Raw genomic sequence first — 15,759 nt, forward strand, 5'->3', positions numbered from 1 at the left:
AACCCCCTTGAAGACGACGAGGTAGATAGGGCAGAGGTGGAAGTGCAGTAATGCATGGAGCTGACTGTTACTAATCGGGTGAGGGCTTGACCAAGAAACGCAGGTTAAGAATTGATTCAAAGAGTTTGATTAACAATCAACAAGCATGTATGTAGTTTTTAAGGTACAAACCTTAAATTAAGTATTCCTCCTTAGCTCAGTCGGTAGAGCATGCGGCTGTTAACCGCAGTGTCGTTGGTTCGAGTCCAACAGGGGGAGCTTTTTTATTGCCTGTAAACGTGAAGTTTATGGGATTTTTTTATTTTATAAAAGAAATTGTAGATATATAAACAACGCCTGCGTATACAGAAAAATATTTGTATACACAGGCGTTACTTTTTTGGACAAGTTTCCGCTCAGTATTTGCTGCTTTTGTACTTATACAGGAGCTTTACTTGTTGTAATCAAAGGAAAATGAGATCGCAATTTATCGAATGAAGTTTGTCATGATCTTCTGCTCTGTCTCAGGAGCCTCGATACCGGCCTTTTTACCGGCTTCAATGCATTTTAAGAGCCATGCCATATTATTGCCTACTGTACGCATGATCTGAAGGCCCTCGGCGTCTTTTCTGACGTCATCCGGAGTGTTGCCGTGAACCATTGGCCAGTAGTTTCCGGATACAACTGGCATCTGATGGTAGGTAAAGTATTTGATCAGTACATCCAGAGTTGCAGTAGTACCGGCACGTCTTGCGGAAGCAACTGCTGCAGCTGGTTTGTGGATCATGTCTTTTCCGGCTTTGGAAGCGAATTTATCCATAAATTCAATGATCTGGCCGGAAGGAGAAGCCCAGTAAACAGGAGAGCCAACAACAAGGGCATCAGCCTCTTTCATAATGGCAGCTGCGGCAGCAACGTTCTCAGGGGCAGGGTCGCCAGCCTGGAAGATCTCAGCCTCCACACCATTCTTCTTTAAGGTTTCTGCGATTTCTGTAAGTGCTGTATAAGTGCAGCCTTCTTTTCTCGGACTGCCGTTCAGTAATAAAACTTTCATTATTGAGTGTCATCCTTTCATATGAATTTTCGGCGACTGACTATGATAGAAGTCGCTGTACTTTCAATTATATACAGGGAAAAAATAATGTCAATGTTGGAAAAAAACAGAAAAAATTTTTTAGGATGATGCTTCGAAGAGTAACGGAGAACCCTCGAAAAGCCTTATTTTATAAGGGTTTTCGGCCTGTTTTACAGCTTTGTAAAAAAAATTGAAATTTTTCAAAAAAAAGCTTGCAATTATGAAAAAGGTATGGTATTATTTAACTCGTCGCTGAGGGAAATACGAAACAGCGAAAAACAAATACGAAATATGGCTCCATGGTCAAGCGGTTAAGACACCGCCCTTTCACGGCGGTAACAGGGGTTCAAATCCCCTTGGAGTCACTTAAAACTAAATTGGATATTCATTGACTCGATTCAACATTTGGTGTTAATACGCCGATGTGGCTCAATTGGCAGAGCAGCTGATTTGTAATCAGCAGGTTATCGGTTCGAGTCCGATCATCGGCTTTTTGGACCTTTAGCTCAGTTGGTTAGAGCAACCGGCTCATAACCGGTCGGTCCTGGGTTCGAGTCCCCGAAGGTCCATTTTATAAGTTTTATATTTTGCATGGCCCAGTGGCTCAGTTGGTTAGAGCGCCGCCCTGTCACGGCGGAGGTCGAGAGTTCGAGTCTCTTCTGGGTCGTTCATATTTGGGGTCTTAGCTCAGCTGGGAGAGCATCTGCCTTACAAGCAGAGGGTCATAGGTTCGAGCCCTATAGGCCCCATTTTTGAACAATTTAATTGAATATGCGGGTATGGTGGAATAGGCAGACACAAGAGACTTAAAATCTCTCGGGGGCAACTCCGTGCCGGTTCAAGTCCGGCTACCCGCAGTATCAGTAAGATTCCTTTTCAGGAATCTTTTTTTGTGTCATAAGATTTGTTTGCAGAAATAGGAAAATATTCCTAGTGTGTTGGTAGGGATATTGACAAGGTTATTTTCCCATGATAGAATCCTGACAGTTATAAAACGAATCAGACAGACATGGATAAAATCAGTCTGTTAACTGCAGAAATATATATGGAAAGAATATAAGGAGAAATCAGAAAATGCTGAATCAGTTTTCAAGAACAGAATTATTAATTGGAAAAGAAGGAATGGAAAAGCTGAAAAATTCTAGAGTTGCAGTATTCGGAATTGGCGGCGTTGGCGGATATACAGTGGAAGCACTGGTGAGAAGTGGTGTGGGAACCCTGGATCTGATCGATGATGACAAAGTATGCCTTACCAATATCAACCGCCAGATTTATGCAACAAGAAAAACGGTAGGAAAATATAAAGTTGATGTGGCCAGAGACCGTATCCTTGAAATCAATCCAGATGCAGTTGTAAATATCCATAAGACATTTTATGTGCCGGAGACAGCAGATTCCTTTGATTTCTCCCAGTATGATTATGTGGTCGATGCCATTGACACGGTAACTGGAAAACTGATGCTTGTAGAGCAGGCAAAAGCTTCAGGAACACCAATCATCAGCTCCATGGGCGCCGGAAATAAGATGGACCCTACCGGCTTTATGGTGACAGATATTTATAAGACATCTGTCTGCCCGCTGGCAAAGGTCATGCGTCGTGAGCTGAAAAAACGAGGGATCAAAAAACTGAAAGTTGTTTATTCACAGGAGAAACCGATGACTCCCATTGATGACATGGCGATCAGCTGCAAATCTCACTGCATCTGTCCTCCGGGAACGAAAAGAAAATGTACCCAGCGCCGTCAGGTACCGGGAAGCAACGCTTTTGTGCCATCAGTAGTGGGTCTGATTATTGCCGGCGAAGTTGTAAAAGATCTGATCAAATAAAATCTAAAATTTGGATATTCCGCAAGAACAGATATTGCAAGTTACTTATACTGTGCAGTATCTGTTTTTAATTGTCTCCGCAAAAACAGTTCTTTTTATAGAATGTTCAGATTTTTTATGATAAAATATTTTCTATAGATAATTCTGTAAATAAAAGAGAAGGACAGATAAAGTATGGGGATCGTTGAAAAATTTATAAAAGAGGGACAGCTGACAAAGGAAGAATATCCGGAACTTCTGCGGTTATATCAGGATGTAGATGCGGTTCGTCTGCTTCGGGAAGAAGCTGTCCGTATTCAGAAGAAATATTTTGGAAATAAAATCTATACAAGAGGTCTGATCGAATTTACCAATTATTGCAGAAATGACTGTTATTACTGCGGAATTCGCCGTTCTAACAAAAATGCCATCCGTTACAGTCTTACAAAGGAAGAAATCCTTAAGTGCTGTGAGAATGGTTATGAGTTGGGATTTCGGACATTTGTGCTCCAGGGCGGAGAAGATCCATGGTTTAACGATGACCGAATGGTGGATATCATCCAGTCCATCAAACAGGGATATCCGGACTGTGCCATTACGTTGTCCATTGGGGAGAAATCAAAAGAAAGTTATCAGAAGTTCAAAGAAGCCGGCGCAGACCGTTATTTACTCCGCCATGAGACAGCCAATGAGGAACATTACCGCTATCTCCATCCGGAGAATTTAAGCCTTACAAACCGGAAACAGTGTCTTTATGATCTGAAGGATCTTGGATATCAGATCGGAGCAGGTTTTATGGTAGGGGCCCCGGGACAGACCATGGAGCATCTGGCGGAGGATCTTGTTTTTCTGAAAGAGCTGAACCCGCATATGGTGGGGATCGGACCGTTTATCCCACATCATGATACGAAATTTGCAGAGGAACCTGCGGGAAGTGTGGATCTGACGCTGTTCCTTTTGTCTGTGATCCGGATTATGCTGCCACAGGTACTTCTTCCGGCGACCACAGCACTTGGAACCCTGGATCCCAGAGGTCGGGAAAAAGGTTTCCAGGCAGGCGCCAATGTGGTAATGCCAAATCTTTCTCCTGTGAAGAACCGGAAACAGTACGAACTTTATGATAACAAAATCTGTACGGGAGAGGAAGCGGCAGAGTGCAGAGGATGTCTTTCCAGACGTGTGGAGTCGGTAGGATATGAGATCGTCACAGACCGTGGAGATTCCCCGATGATGGCCTGATACTTCCCTGATTCGGTTAAATATTTTATATATCAATACTTTCTTTTTTGGGTAATTTACGGTAAAATACCATTAAGATCAGATTGCTAAAAAATTAACAGCTGATCAGAAACAAGCGGAATTTTCCTGTATGCGGATAAAACAGGAAAAATTATGGAGTGCGTACAATATGGAAAAAACAGAAAATGCTGTGCGGAGCAGACTTCTGGAAGCTGGAATGGAAGAATTCAGAGACAGGGGATTTCTGAAGGCTTCTCTTCGGGCGATCTGCAAAAAAGCAGATGTGACTACGGGAGCGCTATATTTCTTTTTTGAAAGCAAGTCGGCTCTTTTTGAGGAGATCGTGGAAGAAACGGTGGAAAAGTTCAAAGAGATTACCGGGGATTTTTCCAATCAGGAAAAACAGTTGCAGCCAGAAGAAAATGACAGGATTCTTATGGAATTTATCTGGGAAAACCGGGATATCGCAAGAATCCTTATGGATGGGGCGGAAGGAACCAGATATGATAATTTCCGGGAAGATACCTGCACCAAAATGGAGCAGTTTCTTCAGGAAAATTTCAGGGAAAAATGTGGAAAAGAAGCAGATGGTGATCTGGTACATATTCTGGCAGAAACGAAATTGCAGGGATACAGTGAATTGCTCAGAGGTGATTATTCGAGAGAAAAGTTCCTGGAGATTTTCAGAATGTTAAAGATCTGTTCCAGCCAGAGTTTCCTTGCAGTTGCAGCGGAAATAAACAGGAATCAGTAAAGACCTGGCAGCTTTGGGCTGTCAGGCTTTTTTTCTGTGAAAACCATTGCTCATTTTCCAGAAGTATGCTATGATTAACTTGGTTAGTTTTAACAAACCGAGGGAGGTGTAAACAGCATGAGATCAAATGAATCATCGGAAGATTATCTGGAGACGATCCTGATTCTGGGAAATAAGAGTTCGCTTGTAAGAGCTGTGGATATTGCATCAGAAATGGGCTTTAAGAAACCAAGTGTCAGCGTTGCCATGAAGAATCTTCGCCAGAAAAATCTCATCACAGTAGCAGACAACGGAGATATCCGTCTGACAGAAGAAGGGCATAAGATCGCGGACAAGGTATACGAACGTCACCAGCTGATCTCTTCCTGGCTGATGATGCTGGGAGTACAGGAAAAGACAGCACTTCATGATGCCTGCAGGATTGAGCACATTATCAGTGAAGAGAGTTTCCAGGCACTGAAGAGAGCGGTACATGAGCTGAGAGAACAGCAGGAATCTGCAAAAGAGGATGCTGCAGATCAGGCTTAAGAGGATCTTTCACAGTGTCACAGAGTATATCAGGAATTGACAACTGAAAAAATAAGAATATAATGGAAATCCAGGTTATAAAATGGAGGATACCAAAAGATGAAATTACTTTTTATACGACATGGCGACCCGGATTACACAATAGATTCCCTGACCGAAAAGGGCTGGAAAGAGGCGGAATTCCTTTCCGAGAAGATCGCTGCTCTTGATGTCAGGGATTTTTATGTCTCACCACTTGGAAGAGCAAAGGATACTGCATCCTGCACATTGAAGAAAACCGGAAGAACAGCCACAGAATGTAAGTGGCTCAGAGAATTTGACGTAAAGATCAAAAGACCGGATATGAACGGGGAGAAGATCATTCCCTGGGACTGGCTCCCCCAGGACTGGACGAAGATTGAGAACTTCTACAGTTTTGACCGTTGGTGGGATAATGATATCCTGAGAGAAGGAAAAATGAAAGAAGAGTATGACTGGGTTACACAGAATTTTGATAAAGTTCTGGCAGAACATGGTTATGTGCGTGAGGGACATTACTACAGAGCGGAGAAAGCCAACGAGGATACCCTTGTGTTCTTCTGCCATTTCGGAGTAAGCTGTGTGTTGATCAGTTATCTTCTCAGCATTTCTCCACTGGTCATGCTGCAGAATTTCTGTGCGGCGCCGTCATCGGTGAGCACCATCGTAACGGAGGAGAGAAGAAAAGGAATCGCATCCTTCCGTATGAGTTCTTTTGGGGATATCTCACATCTGTATGCCCATCAGGAGCCACCGGCCTTTGCTGCCAGATTCTGTGAGACCTATGATAATAAAGAGCAGAGACATGATTAAAGAGAGAAAGAAAAGGCCGTAATATCCCGGGAATTTTCCGGAATACAACAGAAAATAAAGGTCAACAGGATTATTTTGGGAAATGGTTAGACTTCGTTAATAAAATTTATAAATTTATTAGAAATTGTACAAATTTCTCTCACATTTATCCTGTATGATATAAACATCTTAAGAGAACAGAAGCTCTTAAGAAAAACTCTTTCCTTTCCCTAAAATATGTATGAAGATAAACCACCGTTCCGTTGGCAAGACAGAGCCGACAGGACGGTGGTTTTGATTTACGGTCTTCTGTAACGGTTGAAACAGGAATAGATCTCCTGGATCCTTGGCATGGCATAACCACATGGAATATAGCTTCCCTCAGAGAAGAAATCCAGGCCCTGTTTTTTCAGCTGGGAATCCAGATAAGTGACGATCTCCGGCAGAGTACGTTTTCCGTCAATGAGATGTTCACAGGCATACTTCAGAAGCAATGCCAGAGAAGCTGTCTGCTCGGAGTCGATCAGTTGCTCCACATAGCGGAGGTCCACTTCCGTTTTTCCAATAGAGAAGCCGTCTTTGCCATGAACTTTGGTTTTCAGTCTTTCCGGCTGGCCCGGGCGGCTGTGGCGGGATGGAGCTGCTTTGGCTCTGGTCATGACACGATGGCTTTCCGGCAGGCAAAACGCTGGTGTTTCAACGTCTGAGAGCGGATATTCCTGACAGAGTTTTCTGGTAACTGCTGTGATATCTACAGGATGATAATTATCCATCTGGATCACAGTATCCGCAATGTGGAAAAATGCTCCGGAGCTTCCGGCAACCAGAATGGTGGAGATCCCAGCCTTTTCATAGAGATCCCGTGCACGTTCCAGAAATGGAGTGATGGGCTCTTTTTCCCGGCAGATCACGCGCTGCATGAAGGAATCCCGCACCATAAAATTGGTGGCAGAAGTATCCTCGTCAAGAAGAAAAACTTTACTTCCGGCTTCCATACTTTCCACGATCCCGGCAGCCTGGGAAGTGCTGCCGCTGGCATCCTCTGTAGAAAAGCAGAGGGTGTCTTTTTTGTTTGGAAGATCGTTGATAAAAAGAGAAATATTTACATCTTTGATAAAACGGCCATCTTCAGAGCGGAGTTTCTGGGCAGAGGAATCGGTAATAACATATTCACGGCCATCACCGGAAATATGGTTGTAAATACCCAGTTCCAGTGCGTTAAGCAAGGTAGACTTGCCGTGGTAGCCGCCGCCTACGATCAATGTGATGCCGCAGGGAATGCCCATGCCTGTGATGGTTCCTCTGTGGGGCAGATCCATGGAAATCCGCAGGTTTTCCGGAGAAACAAAAGGAACGGAATTTTTCATCGGGCGGGAAGAGATGCCGCTTTCCCTGGGAAGGATGGCTCCATCGTTTACAAAAGCAGCCAGGGAACGCTTCGCAAGTTCCTGGCGGATATATTCCTGGTCTTCGGCGAGCTCGATGGCTTCTTTCAGACGGCTGGCGTCAAGGTTCCGGTAAAAGAACGCTTTATGCACGCAGACCGGGAGAAAATCGAAGAGGATTTTTTCCAGTTCGGGGGAGTTGATGGTTCTGCCATTGGCCGGGAAACCGATAAAAAACCGGGCAGTGATGCCTTTTTCCGTAATCTCGCAGGCAGTACGCGCAAGAACTTCCTGACCACAGTGACTGACGGAGATAAGGCCACTTTTTCCGGAGCCTTTTGCACGGAAGGTATAATGATTTACCTGCTGTTCAAACTGTCGGTTCAGGAAATCTCCCAGTGTGATACGGGTCAGGGAATCCTTGTAATATTCTCCCGGAAATCCGGTGTCACGGTGGGAAAGTTTCACGCTGATATGAGACGGAGATGCAAAAGGATCTCCCTGTACGTGGTCAATAGACAAAATGTAACGGTCAAACTGGTATGCACCCCGCAGGGACTTGTATGCGGGATAACTTTTGCGGTTGATGCTGTGAAGAAGCTCTTTTAACTGAGCAGATGCTTGCATGTTGTTTCCTCCTTTGCCCTGTTGGAGCATACAGGTAAAGTCTACGGTGAAACAGAAAGCTTTCCGTGTGTGAGATACCTGAAAATTTTGGATACAGGGCCAATTCTTAAGAACTACTATAACGAATCATAAAGATTTTGTAAAGAATGGGAATTGCGGTGGAAATTCGTAAATGTTTGACCTATAATAGTAGACAGATTGCAGATAATATGATGAGAAACGGTATCTGTCAGAAGTTATAAAGAAAGGTGGAACATGAAGATGGAAAGAAGAAATGCGTGGCTCTCCTACAAGGAAGCAGAAGAGACAGAAATAGAGAATCTTGCAAAAGCCTACAGAGAATTTCTGGATAAAGGAAAAACAGAGCGTGAATGCGTTACAGAGATCGTGAAGGAAGCAGAAGCTGCCGGATACGAATCCCTTGAGTCCAAGATCGAAAAAGGCGAGAAGATCAAAGCCGGTGACAAGGTTTATGCAATAGGAATGAAGAAGATCGTCGCCCTGTTCCATGTAGGATGCGAAGAACTTTCCAGAGGCATGAGTATCCTCTGTGCACATATTGACTCACCGAGGCTGGATGTGAAGCAGAATCCACTGTATGAGGATACAGACCTTGCTTATCTGGATACCCATTATTACGGCGGTGTGAAAAAATATCAGTGGGTGACACTTCCACTTGCCATGCATGGTGTTGTTGCAAAGAAGGACGGCAGTGTTGTGGAGGTCAGCATTGGTGAGGATGAGGAAGATCCGGTACTTTACATCACAGATCTTCTGATCCACCTTTCCGGAAAACAGCTCCAGAAAAAGGCTGCTGAGGTTATTGAGGGTGAGAAGCTGGATATCCTGATCGGCAGCAGACCTCTTGCGGACCTTCCGGATGATAAGAAAAAAGATGCTGTAAAACAAAACGTTCTGAATATCCTGAATGAAAAATATGGTATTGAAGAGGAAGATTTTCTTTCCGCAGAGCTGGAGATCGTTCCGGCAGGAAAAGCCAGAGACTGTGGACTTGACCGCAGCATGATCGCGGCATATGGACAGGATGACCGTGTATGCGCCTATACTTCTCTTGCGGCAATGCTGGAGATGAAAGAGACACCGAAACGTACCGGATGCTGTCTCCTTGTAGATAAGGAAGAGATCGGAAGCGTTGGTGCCACCGGTATGCAGTCCAGATTTTTTGAGAACAGTGTGGCAGAGCTTCTGGATGGAATGGGCTGCTATTCCGAGCTTGCCTTAAGACGTGCACTTCGCAATTCCAGCATGCTTTCTTCTGACGTAAGCGCAGGTTATGATCCGGCTTATGCAGAGGCTTTTGAGAAAAAGAATGCGGCATATCTGGGACGCGGCATTGTTCTTAACAAGTTCACCGGAGCAAGAGGAAAATCCGGTTCCAACGATGCCAACGCAGAGTATGTGGCAAGAGTACGCAGGATCTTTGATGATCATGATGTTGCTTTCCAGACAGCGGAGCTTGGAAAAGTCGATTTTGGTGGCGGCGGAACCATCGCTTATATTGCGGCACTTTACGGAATGGAAGTCATTGACAGCGGTGTGGCTGTGCTGAGTATGCATGCTCCGTGGGAAGTTACCAGCAAGGCGGATGTGTATGAGGCATACAAAGCATATAAAGCATTTTTACTTGATGCATAAAAATGTGTCAGTTCTGAAGACATTCAGGTGATCTTTTCGTTACAGATTAATGAGCGGGGTTTTCCCGGAAATGACAGAGCAGTCTGCCTGCTGCTGTTTTGGTGCGGATTGTTCCGACCATAAACAGCAGTATCCCCTGCAGACTTCGCTCTGTATTTTTTAACCAAATCAAGTAAGTCCCCTGCGGGGTTGCGAAAAGTAATAAGCAGTGAGTGTGGCTTTCCTGAGTCTGGTTTACTTTAGAAGGAGTACTTTAATTATGGAAGAAGCATTGGTACGGGTAGTGGATCTGTGCAAGGTCTACAATCCCGGAGAAAATGAGGTGCGGGCGCTGGATCATGTGAACCTGGAGATCCATAAAGGTGAATTTGTGGCTATCATCGGACAGTCCGGATCCGGAAAATCTACATTTATGAACATGCTGGGCTGTCTGGATGTTCCCACCTCCGGGAAATATTATCTGAATGGAACAGACGTATCCACAATGAAAGATAATGATCTTTCGGTGGTACGAAATAAGGAGATCGGTTTTATCTTTCAGGGTTTTAACCTGATTGCAAATCTTACTGCAATAGAAAATGTGGAGCTTCCTCTGATCTATCGTGGGATTGACCGGAAAACAAGAAGAAAACTTGCTGTGGAATCCCTCAAAAAAGTCGGACTTGAGAAGCGTATGGATCATAAACCAAACGAAATGTCAGGAGGACAGCAGCAGCGTGTGGCCATTGCAAGAGCCATTGCTGCCAAGCCGCCGGTGATTCTGGCGGATGAACCAACCGGAAATCTGGACTCTGCATCCAGCCGGGAAATTATGGAAATTCTGAAGGGAATGCACAGATCCGGAGAAACTTTGATTCTGATCACCCATGATAATGGAATTGCGGCTCAGGCCAAACGAGTGGTCCGGATCATGGATGGAAAAATTGAATCAGATATGATTAATGAGGAATTCATCGAGGAGGCTTAACAGAAATGAAAAAAGGGAAAAAGATTGTGATCGGTGTGGCGGCAGTTGCTGTTGTAGCAGGCGGTGTTTACGCAGTAGCGGGAGGAAGCCGCGGTGAGGCACAGATTCCTCAGGTTTCAGTTACAAAGGCGGAAACCGGAGATGTGGAAGAAATCGTGGACGCAACCGGAACGGTGGTCAGTGATGAACAGAAAACTTTTTATTCACCGGTAAACGCGCAGATAAAAAACGTATCTTTTGCAGAAGGTGATTCTGTCTCAAAGGGCACAAAACTTGTGGAATTTGAGTTGAAAGATCTGGAGAGAGATAATCAGAAGGCAGAACTGAATGTGAAATCCGGAGAGTATGATTACAAAAATTCCATCAATAAATCCGATGAGGCACAGCAGAAACAGAATGACGCCAAATCAAAAGCTTCCAGTCTGGAACAGCAGGTGAAAGATAAGCAGAACTATCTGGCATCACTGAAATCTCAGCTGGCATCTGTACAGGCGCAGGCAGCAGCAGACGCACAGGCCCAGGCTCAGGCGGAAGCCCAGGCAAAAGCCGATGCTCAGGCAGCCCAGGAGGCAGAAATCCAGAGAGCATATGCGGCAGCGCTTACTACATATCAGAATGAAACGCTTCCCCAGTATCAGAAAGAACTGGGCGAGCTGAATGCTGCCTATATTAAGGCGCAGAGCGAGTATAACCAGGCGGATAATAATTACCAGATGGCTTTTGCCCAATGGCAGGCAGACCAGAGTGATGAGAACGCGCAGGCACTGGATGAAGCGGAGAGTACAAGAAGCCAGGCTGAGATCGACTGTCAGGCGGCGAAAGAAGCTTACGAGGATAAAAAGGCGGCTCAGCCGAAAATGCCGGAATATTCGGATTACAGCAGTGCAGGAGGGGAAGATTTTGTTACAGACGGAACACAGGACGATGGACAGGATCTGACAGACCAGGGAAGTGTATCCGCTGCTTCCACAGGTTCATCTGTGGATACTTCAGGAATTGAGAATGCCATTGAGCAGGCAAGTTCTGATCTGGCAGATCTTCAGTCTGATCTTGCGACACAGAAATCCATTGCAGAGGCAGATTCCACCAGCCTTACAAAGGAGGAAAAAGAGAAGCTGCGTGTCAGCAATAATCTTACAGAACTGGATGCCAAATCCGCAAAAGAACTTGTTGCAGAAGGAAAAAAAGGCATCACGGCGGATTTTAATGGCGTTATTTCCAAGTCTGCAGTGCAGCAGGGCGCGGCAGTGACACAGGGAATGGAACTTTTTACCCTGCAGAATACAGATAAAGTCAGCGTGGATATCAATGTATCCAAGTATGATTATGCAAAGGTAAAAGAAGGCCAGACTGCGGATATCACCATTGGTGATAAGAAATATACTGGTAAAGTGACAAAGATCAGCCACATTGCGATAACCAATGAGAAAGGTTCTACTCTGATCGCAGCTACCGTCAGCATTGACAAACCGGATAAAGATATTTTCCTCGGTGTTGACGCAAAGGTGAAGATCTATGCGGAAAAGGCTGAAGATGTAGTTACGCTTCCGGCAGGTGTGGTAAATATCGGTAAAGATGGTTCTTTCTGCTATGTGCTGAAAGATGGTGTGATCACAAAACAGGATATCACAACGGGAATCAGCTCCGAGGATTTTGTTGAAATTACAGATGGAATCAGGGCAGGAGACGAGGTCATCGAGGATCTGGGTTCCCTGGAAGAGGGAATGACCGCAGAGGCAGCGCCAGCGGATGTTGACAGTGCAGCAGAGACAGGGGAGACTGCCAATGAGTAATATTTATGAATATATCAAAATGGCGATCCACAATATTATGGCCAATAAGGGAAGATCGTTTCTTACCATGCTGGGTATCATCATCGGTATCGCGTCGGTGATCGCCATTGTTTCCATTGGTGAGGGAACCAAGAATCAGATGAACAGTGAGATCAATGATATCGGCGGCGGTCAGATCGCGGTTTACTGCAGCGATGATGCCACTGCAGATGATGTCTGGATCCAGCCGGAGGATATTGATGCAGTCCGGGAACTGGATGGCGTGGAAGGTGTCAATGTTTCAGATTCCTATATCGGTGAGACTGTAACCGGAAAAGGTGATTTTAATCTGACTGTGACCGGAGAGGCTCAGGATGCAAAACTGGTGGACAATGCTTCTATGAAGTACGGAAGCTATTTCGGGCAGAAAGAGGTGGAAGAGGGAAAAAATGTCTGCGTAATCTCCGATGCTGATGCGAAGCGGCTTTTTGGAACGGACGATGTAGTGGGAATGACTCTAGATGTCACCTGCTATGATCTGACCAAAACGTTCCGCATCTGCGGAGTTACCACACAGAAGGAGAACGGCACTTTTGTCAGCTATACCTATGATGGCATGCCTGTGTCCATTAACGTGCCTTATACGGCCATGGATGACTTTACAGGAAGTACCGGTGAGTTTTATCAGATCACAGTCCAGGCAGATAAAAATCTGGATTCCCAGGTGGTGGCAGATAAGATCGTAAATCTTCTGGAGAGACGCCATCAGTGTGCCGGAGACGATTATTTCCAGGTACAGAGCTTCCAGGATATCATGAAATCCATGAACCAGATGCTTGGAATGGTCACCGCATTTATTTCTTTTGTTGCGGGAATTTCCCTTCTGGTAGGCGGTATTGGTGTTATGAATATCATGCTGGTGTCCGTCACAGAGCGTACTAGGGAGATCGGCATCCGTAAATCCCTTGGGGCAAAGACTTCTTCCATTATGCTTCAGTTCCTTGCTGAGGCAGCGATCCTGACCATCATGGGTGGCCTGATCGGCATTGTGCTTGGTATCGCAGGGGGGCATGTGATCTGTGCGGTGATCGGAAACAGTATGGGAACCACCATCACACCAGGGATCAGTCTGGGAACCATCCTGGCGGCAACATTATTCTCCTGTGCAGTAGGTGTATTCTTCGGAATCTATCCGGCAAGAAAAGCAGCCAAACTCAGTCCTATTGAGGCACTCAGAAGAAACTAGAAAACTGTTGCTTTTGCATCAAAAATAGCAATAAAAAATATTTTTAAAAAAAAATAAAAAAACTTTCAAAAAACCCTTGACATTTTACAGGCCTTAGAGTATCATACATATTGTTGCAGCGGTGATACGAAATATCACAAAGGAAAAGCAACAAAGATGTGCGTTTAGCTCAGCTGGATAGAGCGTTTGGCTACGGACCAAAAGGTCGGGGGTTCGAATCCTCTAACGCACGCTATGTCGAAAGGCTGGAAACCTTGAAAAATCAATGGTTTCCGGCTTTTTTGTGTTTGTGAATTTGAGCTCGAACCTGTGACTTCCTGTGACAAGGAAAATTCGGGTGAAATCAGTTTGCAAATGCCTTCTCCATGATACTCAGACTTTCCTCCGGAGTCAGTGGATTATAGATGTATCCTAATGTTGTTGCGGTGTTGCTGTGGCCGAGGCAGGCACGGATCTGATCCAGAGGCAGACCGGCTGCGTTCAGTCGGCTTGCGTAAGTCTTTCTCAGCTTGTGACTGCGCTTTACGTCGGTACAAATATGCTTGCAGGCGTATTCCAGCATACTGTTAATTGAACGGAGATTTAAATATTTGCTGCCATATCCGAAGATGAAGTCATCAGGTTGGGCATCAGGAGCATTTGATCTTAATAATTGAAAAATCTCCTGAGCTTTGTGTACAACAGGAATGACACGCTCTGTATGAGTCTTGGTATGATCAAGCAATACATACACACCTTTTCTACCTTCCTGACCAGGAAGAATAACAATTTGTCCGGAAGTCTTATACACATCATAATAAGGATTACTCAGCTCTGTAGCATCCATATGTACCATTTCCTGGATAATTGATATTTCCCACTTGTCCATGTTCAGATCTCGCCAGCGAAGGGCACACAATTCTCCGGCACGTAATCCCATCAGAAAATTGCAAACGATGGACAAAAAGCGTGCTTCATGTTTCTTGTCGTATGATTTCCAGAGATCCTCAATGATATTATGATATTCGTTGGTATTGTAAACTTGAGTTTCACTGGTTGGTTTAGACACCTGACGGAATTTAACGGTTACCTTGAGTTCAGGAAATGGATTACTGGCAATATATCCATGGTCTTTCGCATACTCAAACATCTGTTTTGGAATGGTTTTTATCGTCTGCCAGGCGTGACTGGATAAATTATATTTTTTGATCAACTGGTTGGCCCAGGAATTGATATCCGAGACCTTGATTTCCTGTAAGGGAATCTGAAAGAAATCAGTTCCGTCAAAAAATCTTTTCCAGTGTTTTCTGTGGGCACAGATAGTGTTAGGACTGTCAGTGATAGTTCTTTTGTAGTTCAGCCATTCCTCAAAGATATCCTGTAGGCAAGTGGAAGTGGCTTCTATATAGTATGGCTTTAATGCATCCAACAATTCACCGCGGGTTTTTCGTTGAATTCGTTTGTCATAGTTCTGGGGATTGGCAGTGTACCAGGCATCTCTTTTAGGGTTGTATAAGATATTGTACTTGTGAAGTCTTTTTTCGCAAAAAGAGATTAGTGAAATTCTGGAGATCCCGACAGGAACGATCAAAAGCAAACTTTCCAGGGCAAGAGATTCTTTAAAAGAACAGCTTTCTAATGAGGAAAAACCACCAACTGCCAGGAAGAACAGTAAAATGTCGGATAAAGTGACAGGAAAGGGGAAAATGCCATGTTAGAAAATAAATGGAAAGATATAGCACCAGAAGTACCGTATGATTTTCACGAAAAGTTTGAAGAGACGCTGCAGCAGATTGATGAAGCAGATGTTGCAGGTAAAAGATATAAGAGAAAGAAGATACGTGGCCGTGTATTAATTGTGGCAGCGGTGATCTGTGCTGCTATGGCTGTTACTGTGGCTGCAAAAGAGTTCTTTAAATGGAATGATTACCTGGTG

At 44.6% G+C, this 15,759-nt stretch carries 14 protein-coding genes, 8 tRNA genes and 1 rRNA gene; 20 read left to right on the plus strand and 3 right to left on the minus strand.

Going from position 1 to position 15,759, the window contains the following annotated elements; genetic code table 11:
* Both G5B06_RS18820 and G5B06_RS17510 read left to right on the plus strand, forming a co-directional pair.
* Positions 1–94 (plus strand): 23S ribosomal RNA (locus G5B06_RS18820); the annotation flags it as partial.
* 91 nt (positions 95–185) lie between these two features.
* Positions 186–258: transfer RNA gene (locus tag G5B06_RS17510), tRNA-Asn, on the plus strand.
* Positions 259–466: 208 nt separating this feature from the next.
* Here the strand turns inward: G5B06_RS17510 and G5B06_RS17515 are convergent.
* A complete protein-coding gene (locus tag G5B06_RS17515) occupies positions 467–1,033 on the minus strand; it encodes a flavodoxin family protein (protein ID WP_173763168.1) in 567 nt (188 codons plus the stop codon).
* Positions 1,034–1,347: 314 nt separating this feature from the next.
* Here G5B06_RS17515 and G5B06_RS17520 point away from each other — a divergent pair.
* From G5B06_RS17520 to G5B06_RS17570, 11 genes are all read left to right on the plus strand, one after another.
* A tRNA-Glu gene (locus tag G5B06_RS17520) sits at positions 1,348–1,419 on the plus strand.
* Positions 1,420–1,472: 53 nt separating this feature from the next.
* Positions 1,473–1,545, plus strand: a tRNA-Thr gene (locus G5B06_RS17525).
* 4 nt (positions 1,546–1,549) lie between these two features.
* Positions 1,550–1,623: transfer RNA gene (locus G5B06_RS17530), tRNA-Ile, on the plus strand.
* A gap of 24 nt (positions 1,624–1,647) precedes the next feature.
* A tRNA-Asp gene (locus tag G5B06_RS17535) sits at positions 1,648–1,721 on the plus strand.
* A gap of 9 nt (positions 1,722–1,730) precedes the next feature.
* Positions 1,731–1,803, plus strand: a tRNA-Val gene (locus G5B06_RS17540).
* 24 nt (positions 1,804–1,827) lie between these two features.
* Positions 1,828–1,911, plus strand: a tRNA-Leu gene (locus tag G5B06_RS17545).
* A gap of 217 nt (positions 1,912–2,128) precedes the next feature.
* Positions 2,129–2,881 carry a tRNA threonylcarbamoyladenosine dehydratase gene (locus tag G5B06_RS17550; protein ID WP_118062057.1) on the plus strand — a complete coding sequence of 251 codons (753 nt, stop codon included), beginning with the start codon at positions 2,129–2,131 and terminating at the stop codon, positions 2,879–2,881.
* 174 nt (positions 2,882–3,055) lie between these two features.
* Positions 3,056–4,099, plus strand: a complete 1,044-nt coding sequence (gene hydE, locus G5B06_RS17555) for a [FeFe] hydrogenase H-cluster radical SAM maturase HydE (RefSeq protein ID WP_173772649.1) — start codon at positions 3,056–3,058, stop codon at positions 4,097–4,099.
* Positions 4,100–4,268: 169 nt separating this feature from the next.
* A complete protein-coding gene (locus G5B06_RS17560) occupies positions 4,269–4,853 on the plus strand; it encodes a TetR/AcrR family transcriptional regulator (RefSeq protein WP_173763170.1) in 585 nt (194 codons plus the stop codon).
* A gap of 117 nt (positions 4,854–4,970) precedes the next feature.
* On the plus strand, positions 4,971–5,381 hold the full coding sequence (locus G5B06_RS17565; RefSeq protein WP_148445141.1) for a metal-dependent transcriptional regulator: 411 nt from the start codon (positions 4,971–4,973) through the stop codon (positions 5,379–5,381).
* A 99-nt stretch (positions 5,382–5,480) separates the two neighbouring features.
* A complete protein-coding gene (locus tag G5B06_RS17570) occupies positions 5,481–6,212 on the plus strand; it encodes a histidine phosphatase family protein (protein WP_148445140.1) in 732 nt (243 codons plus the stop codon).
* 278 nt (positions 6,213–6,490) lie between these two features.
* Here G5B06_RS17570 and G5B06_RS17575 read toward each other — a convergent pair whose 3' ends face one another.
* Positions 6,491–8,203: an ABC-ATPase domain-containing protein gene (locus G5B06_RS17575; RefSeq protein WP_173772651.1), complete on the minus strand. Its 1,713-nt coding sequence runs from the start codon at positions 8,201–8,203 to the stop codon at positions 6,491–6,493.
* Between the two features lie 261 nt (positions 8,204–8,464).
* On the opposite strand from G5B06_RS17575, the gene G5B06_RS17580 reads away from it, so the two are divergent.
* The 5 genes from G5B06_RS17580 (at position 8,465) to G5B06_RS17600 (ending at position 14,076) form a co-directional block, all read left to right on the plus strand.
* Positions 8,465–9,859, plus strand: coding sequence for an aminopeptidase (locus G5B06_RS17580; protein ID WP_148445138.1), 1,395 nt, complete (start codon positions 8,465–8,467; stop codon positions 9,857–9,859).
* Positions 9,860–10,118: 259 nt separating this feature from the next.
* Positions 10,119–10,826, plus strand: coding sequence for an ABC transporter ATP-binding protein (locus tag G5B06_RS17585; protein WP_148445137.1), 708 nt, complete (start codon positions 10,119–10,121; stop codon positions 10,824–10,826).
* A gap of 5 nt (positions 10,827–10,831) precedes the next feature.
* On the plus strand, positions 10,832–12,619 hold the full coding sequence (locus G5B06_RS17590; protein WP_173763173.1) for an efflux RND transporter periplasmic adaptor subunit: 1,788 nt from the start codon (positions 10,832–10,834) through the stop codon (positions 12,617–12,619).
* A complete protein-coding gene (locus tag G5B06_RS17595; protein ID WP_173763174.1) occupies positions 12,612–13,844 on the plus strand; it encodes an ABC transporter permease in 1,233 nt (410 codons plus the stop codon). The genes G5B06_RS17590 and G5B06_RS17595 overlap by 8 nt, the downstream gene beginning before the upstream one ends.
* Before the next feature lie 158 nt (positions 13,845–14,002).
* A tRNA-Arg gene (locus G5B06_RS17600) sits at positions 14,003–14,076 on the plus strand.
* Positions 14,077–14,187: 111 nt separating this feature from the next.
* Here the strand turns inward: G5B06_RS17600 and G5B06_RS17605 are convergent.
* Entirely contained in the window at positions 14,188–15,252 is a 1,065-nt protein-coding gene (locus G5B06_RS17605) for a site-specific integrase (protein WP_243279072.1), read from the minus strand.
* Positions 15,253–15,376: 124 nt separating this feature from the next.
* Between G5B06_RS17605 and G5B06_RS19695 the strand changes: the two genes are divergently transcribed.
* Complete coding sequence (locus tag G5B06_RS19695) at positions 15,377–15,541, plus strand: hypothetical protein (RefSeq protein WP_148445175.1); 165 nt, start codon at positions 15,377–15,379, stop codon at positions 15,539–15,541.
* On the plus strand, positions 15,535–15,759 hold a 225-nt coding region (locus G5B06_RS17615), incomplete at its 3' end, for a hypothetical protein (protein WP_330606752.1). The genes G5B06_RS19695 and G5B06_RS17615, both read left to right, overlap by 7 nt.

It is taken from the genome of Blautia luti (genome assembly GCF_013304735.1).
In the GTDB taxonomy this organism is placed as follows: Bacteria; Bacillota; Clostridia; order Lachnospirales; family Lachnospiraceae; genus Blautia_A.

What these genes read in the sequence shown, in the direction of transcription:
- G5B06_RS17565 (WP_148445141.1), top strand. Translation starts at nt 4,971, where the DNA reads ATGAGATCAAATGAATCATCGGAAGATTATCTGGAGACGATCCTGATT.
- G5B06_RS17590 (WP_173763173.1), top strand. Translation starts at nt 10,832, where the DNA reads ATGAAAAAAGGGAAAAAGATTGTGATCGGTGTGGCGGCAGTTGCTGTT.
- G5B06_RS17575 (WP_173772651.1), bottom strand. Translation starts at nt 8,203, where the DNA reads ATGCAAGCATCTGCTCAGTTAAAAGAGCTTCTTCACAGCATCAACCGC.
- G5B06_RS17570 (WP_148445140.1), top strand. Translation starts at nt 5,481, where the DNA reads ATGAAATTACTTTTTATACGACATGGCGACCCGGATTACACAATAGAT.
- G5B06_RS17580 (WP_148445138.1), top strand. Translation starts at nt 8,465, where the DNA reads ATGGAAAGAAGAAATGCGTGGCTCTCCTACAAGGAAGCAGAAGAGACA.
- G5B06_RS17560 (WP_173763170.1), top strand. Translation starts at nt 4,269, where the DNA reads ATGGAAAAAACAGAAAATGCTGTGCGGAGCAGACTTCTGGAAGCTGGA.
- G5B06_RS17550 (WP_118062057.1), top strand. Translation starts at nt 2,129, where the DNA reads ATGCTGAATCAGTTTTCAAGAACAGAATTATTAATTGGAAAAGAAGGA.
- hydE (WP_173772649.1), top strand. Translation starts at nt 3,056, where the DNA reads ATGGGGATCGTTGAAAAATTTATAAAAGAGGGACAGCTGACAAAGGAA.
- G5B06_RS17595 (WP_173763174.1), top strand. Translation starts at nt 12,612, where the DNA reads ATGAGTAATATTTATGAATATATCAAAATGGCGATCCACAATATTATG.
- G5B06_RS17585 (WP_148445137.1), top strand. Translation starts at nt 10,119, where the DNA reads ATGGAAGAAGCATTGGTACGGGTAGTGGATCTGTGCAAGGTCTACAAT.
- G5B06_RS17515 (WP_173763168.1), bottom strand. Translation starts at nt 1,033, where the DNA reads ATGAAAGTTTTATTACTGAACGGCAGTCCGAGAAAAGAAGGCTGCACT.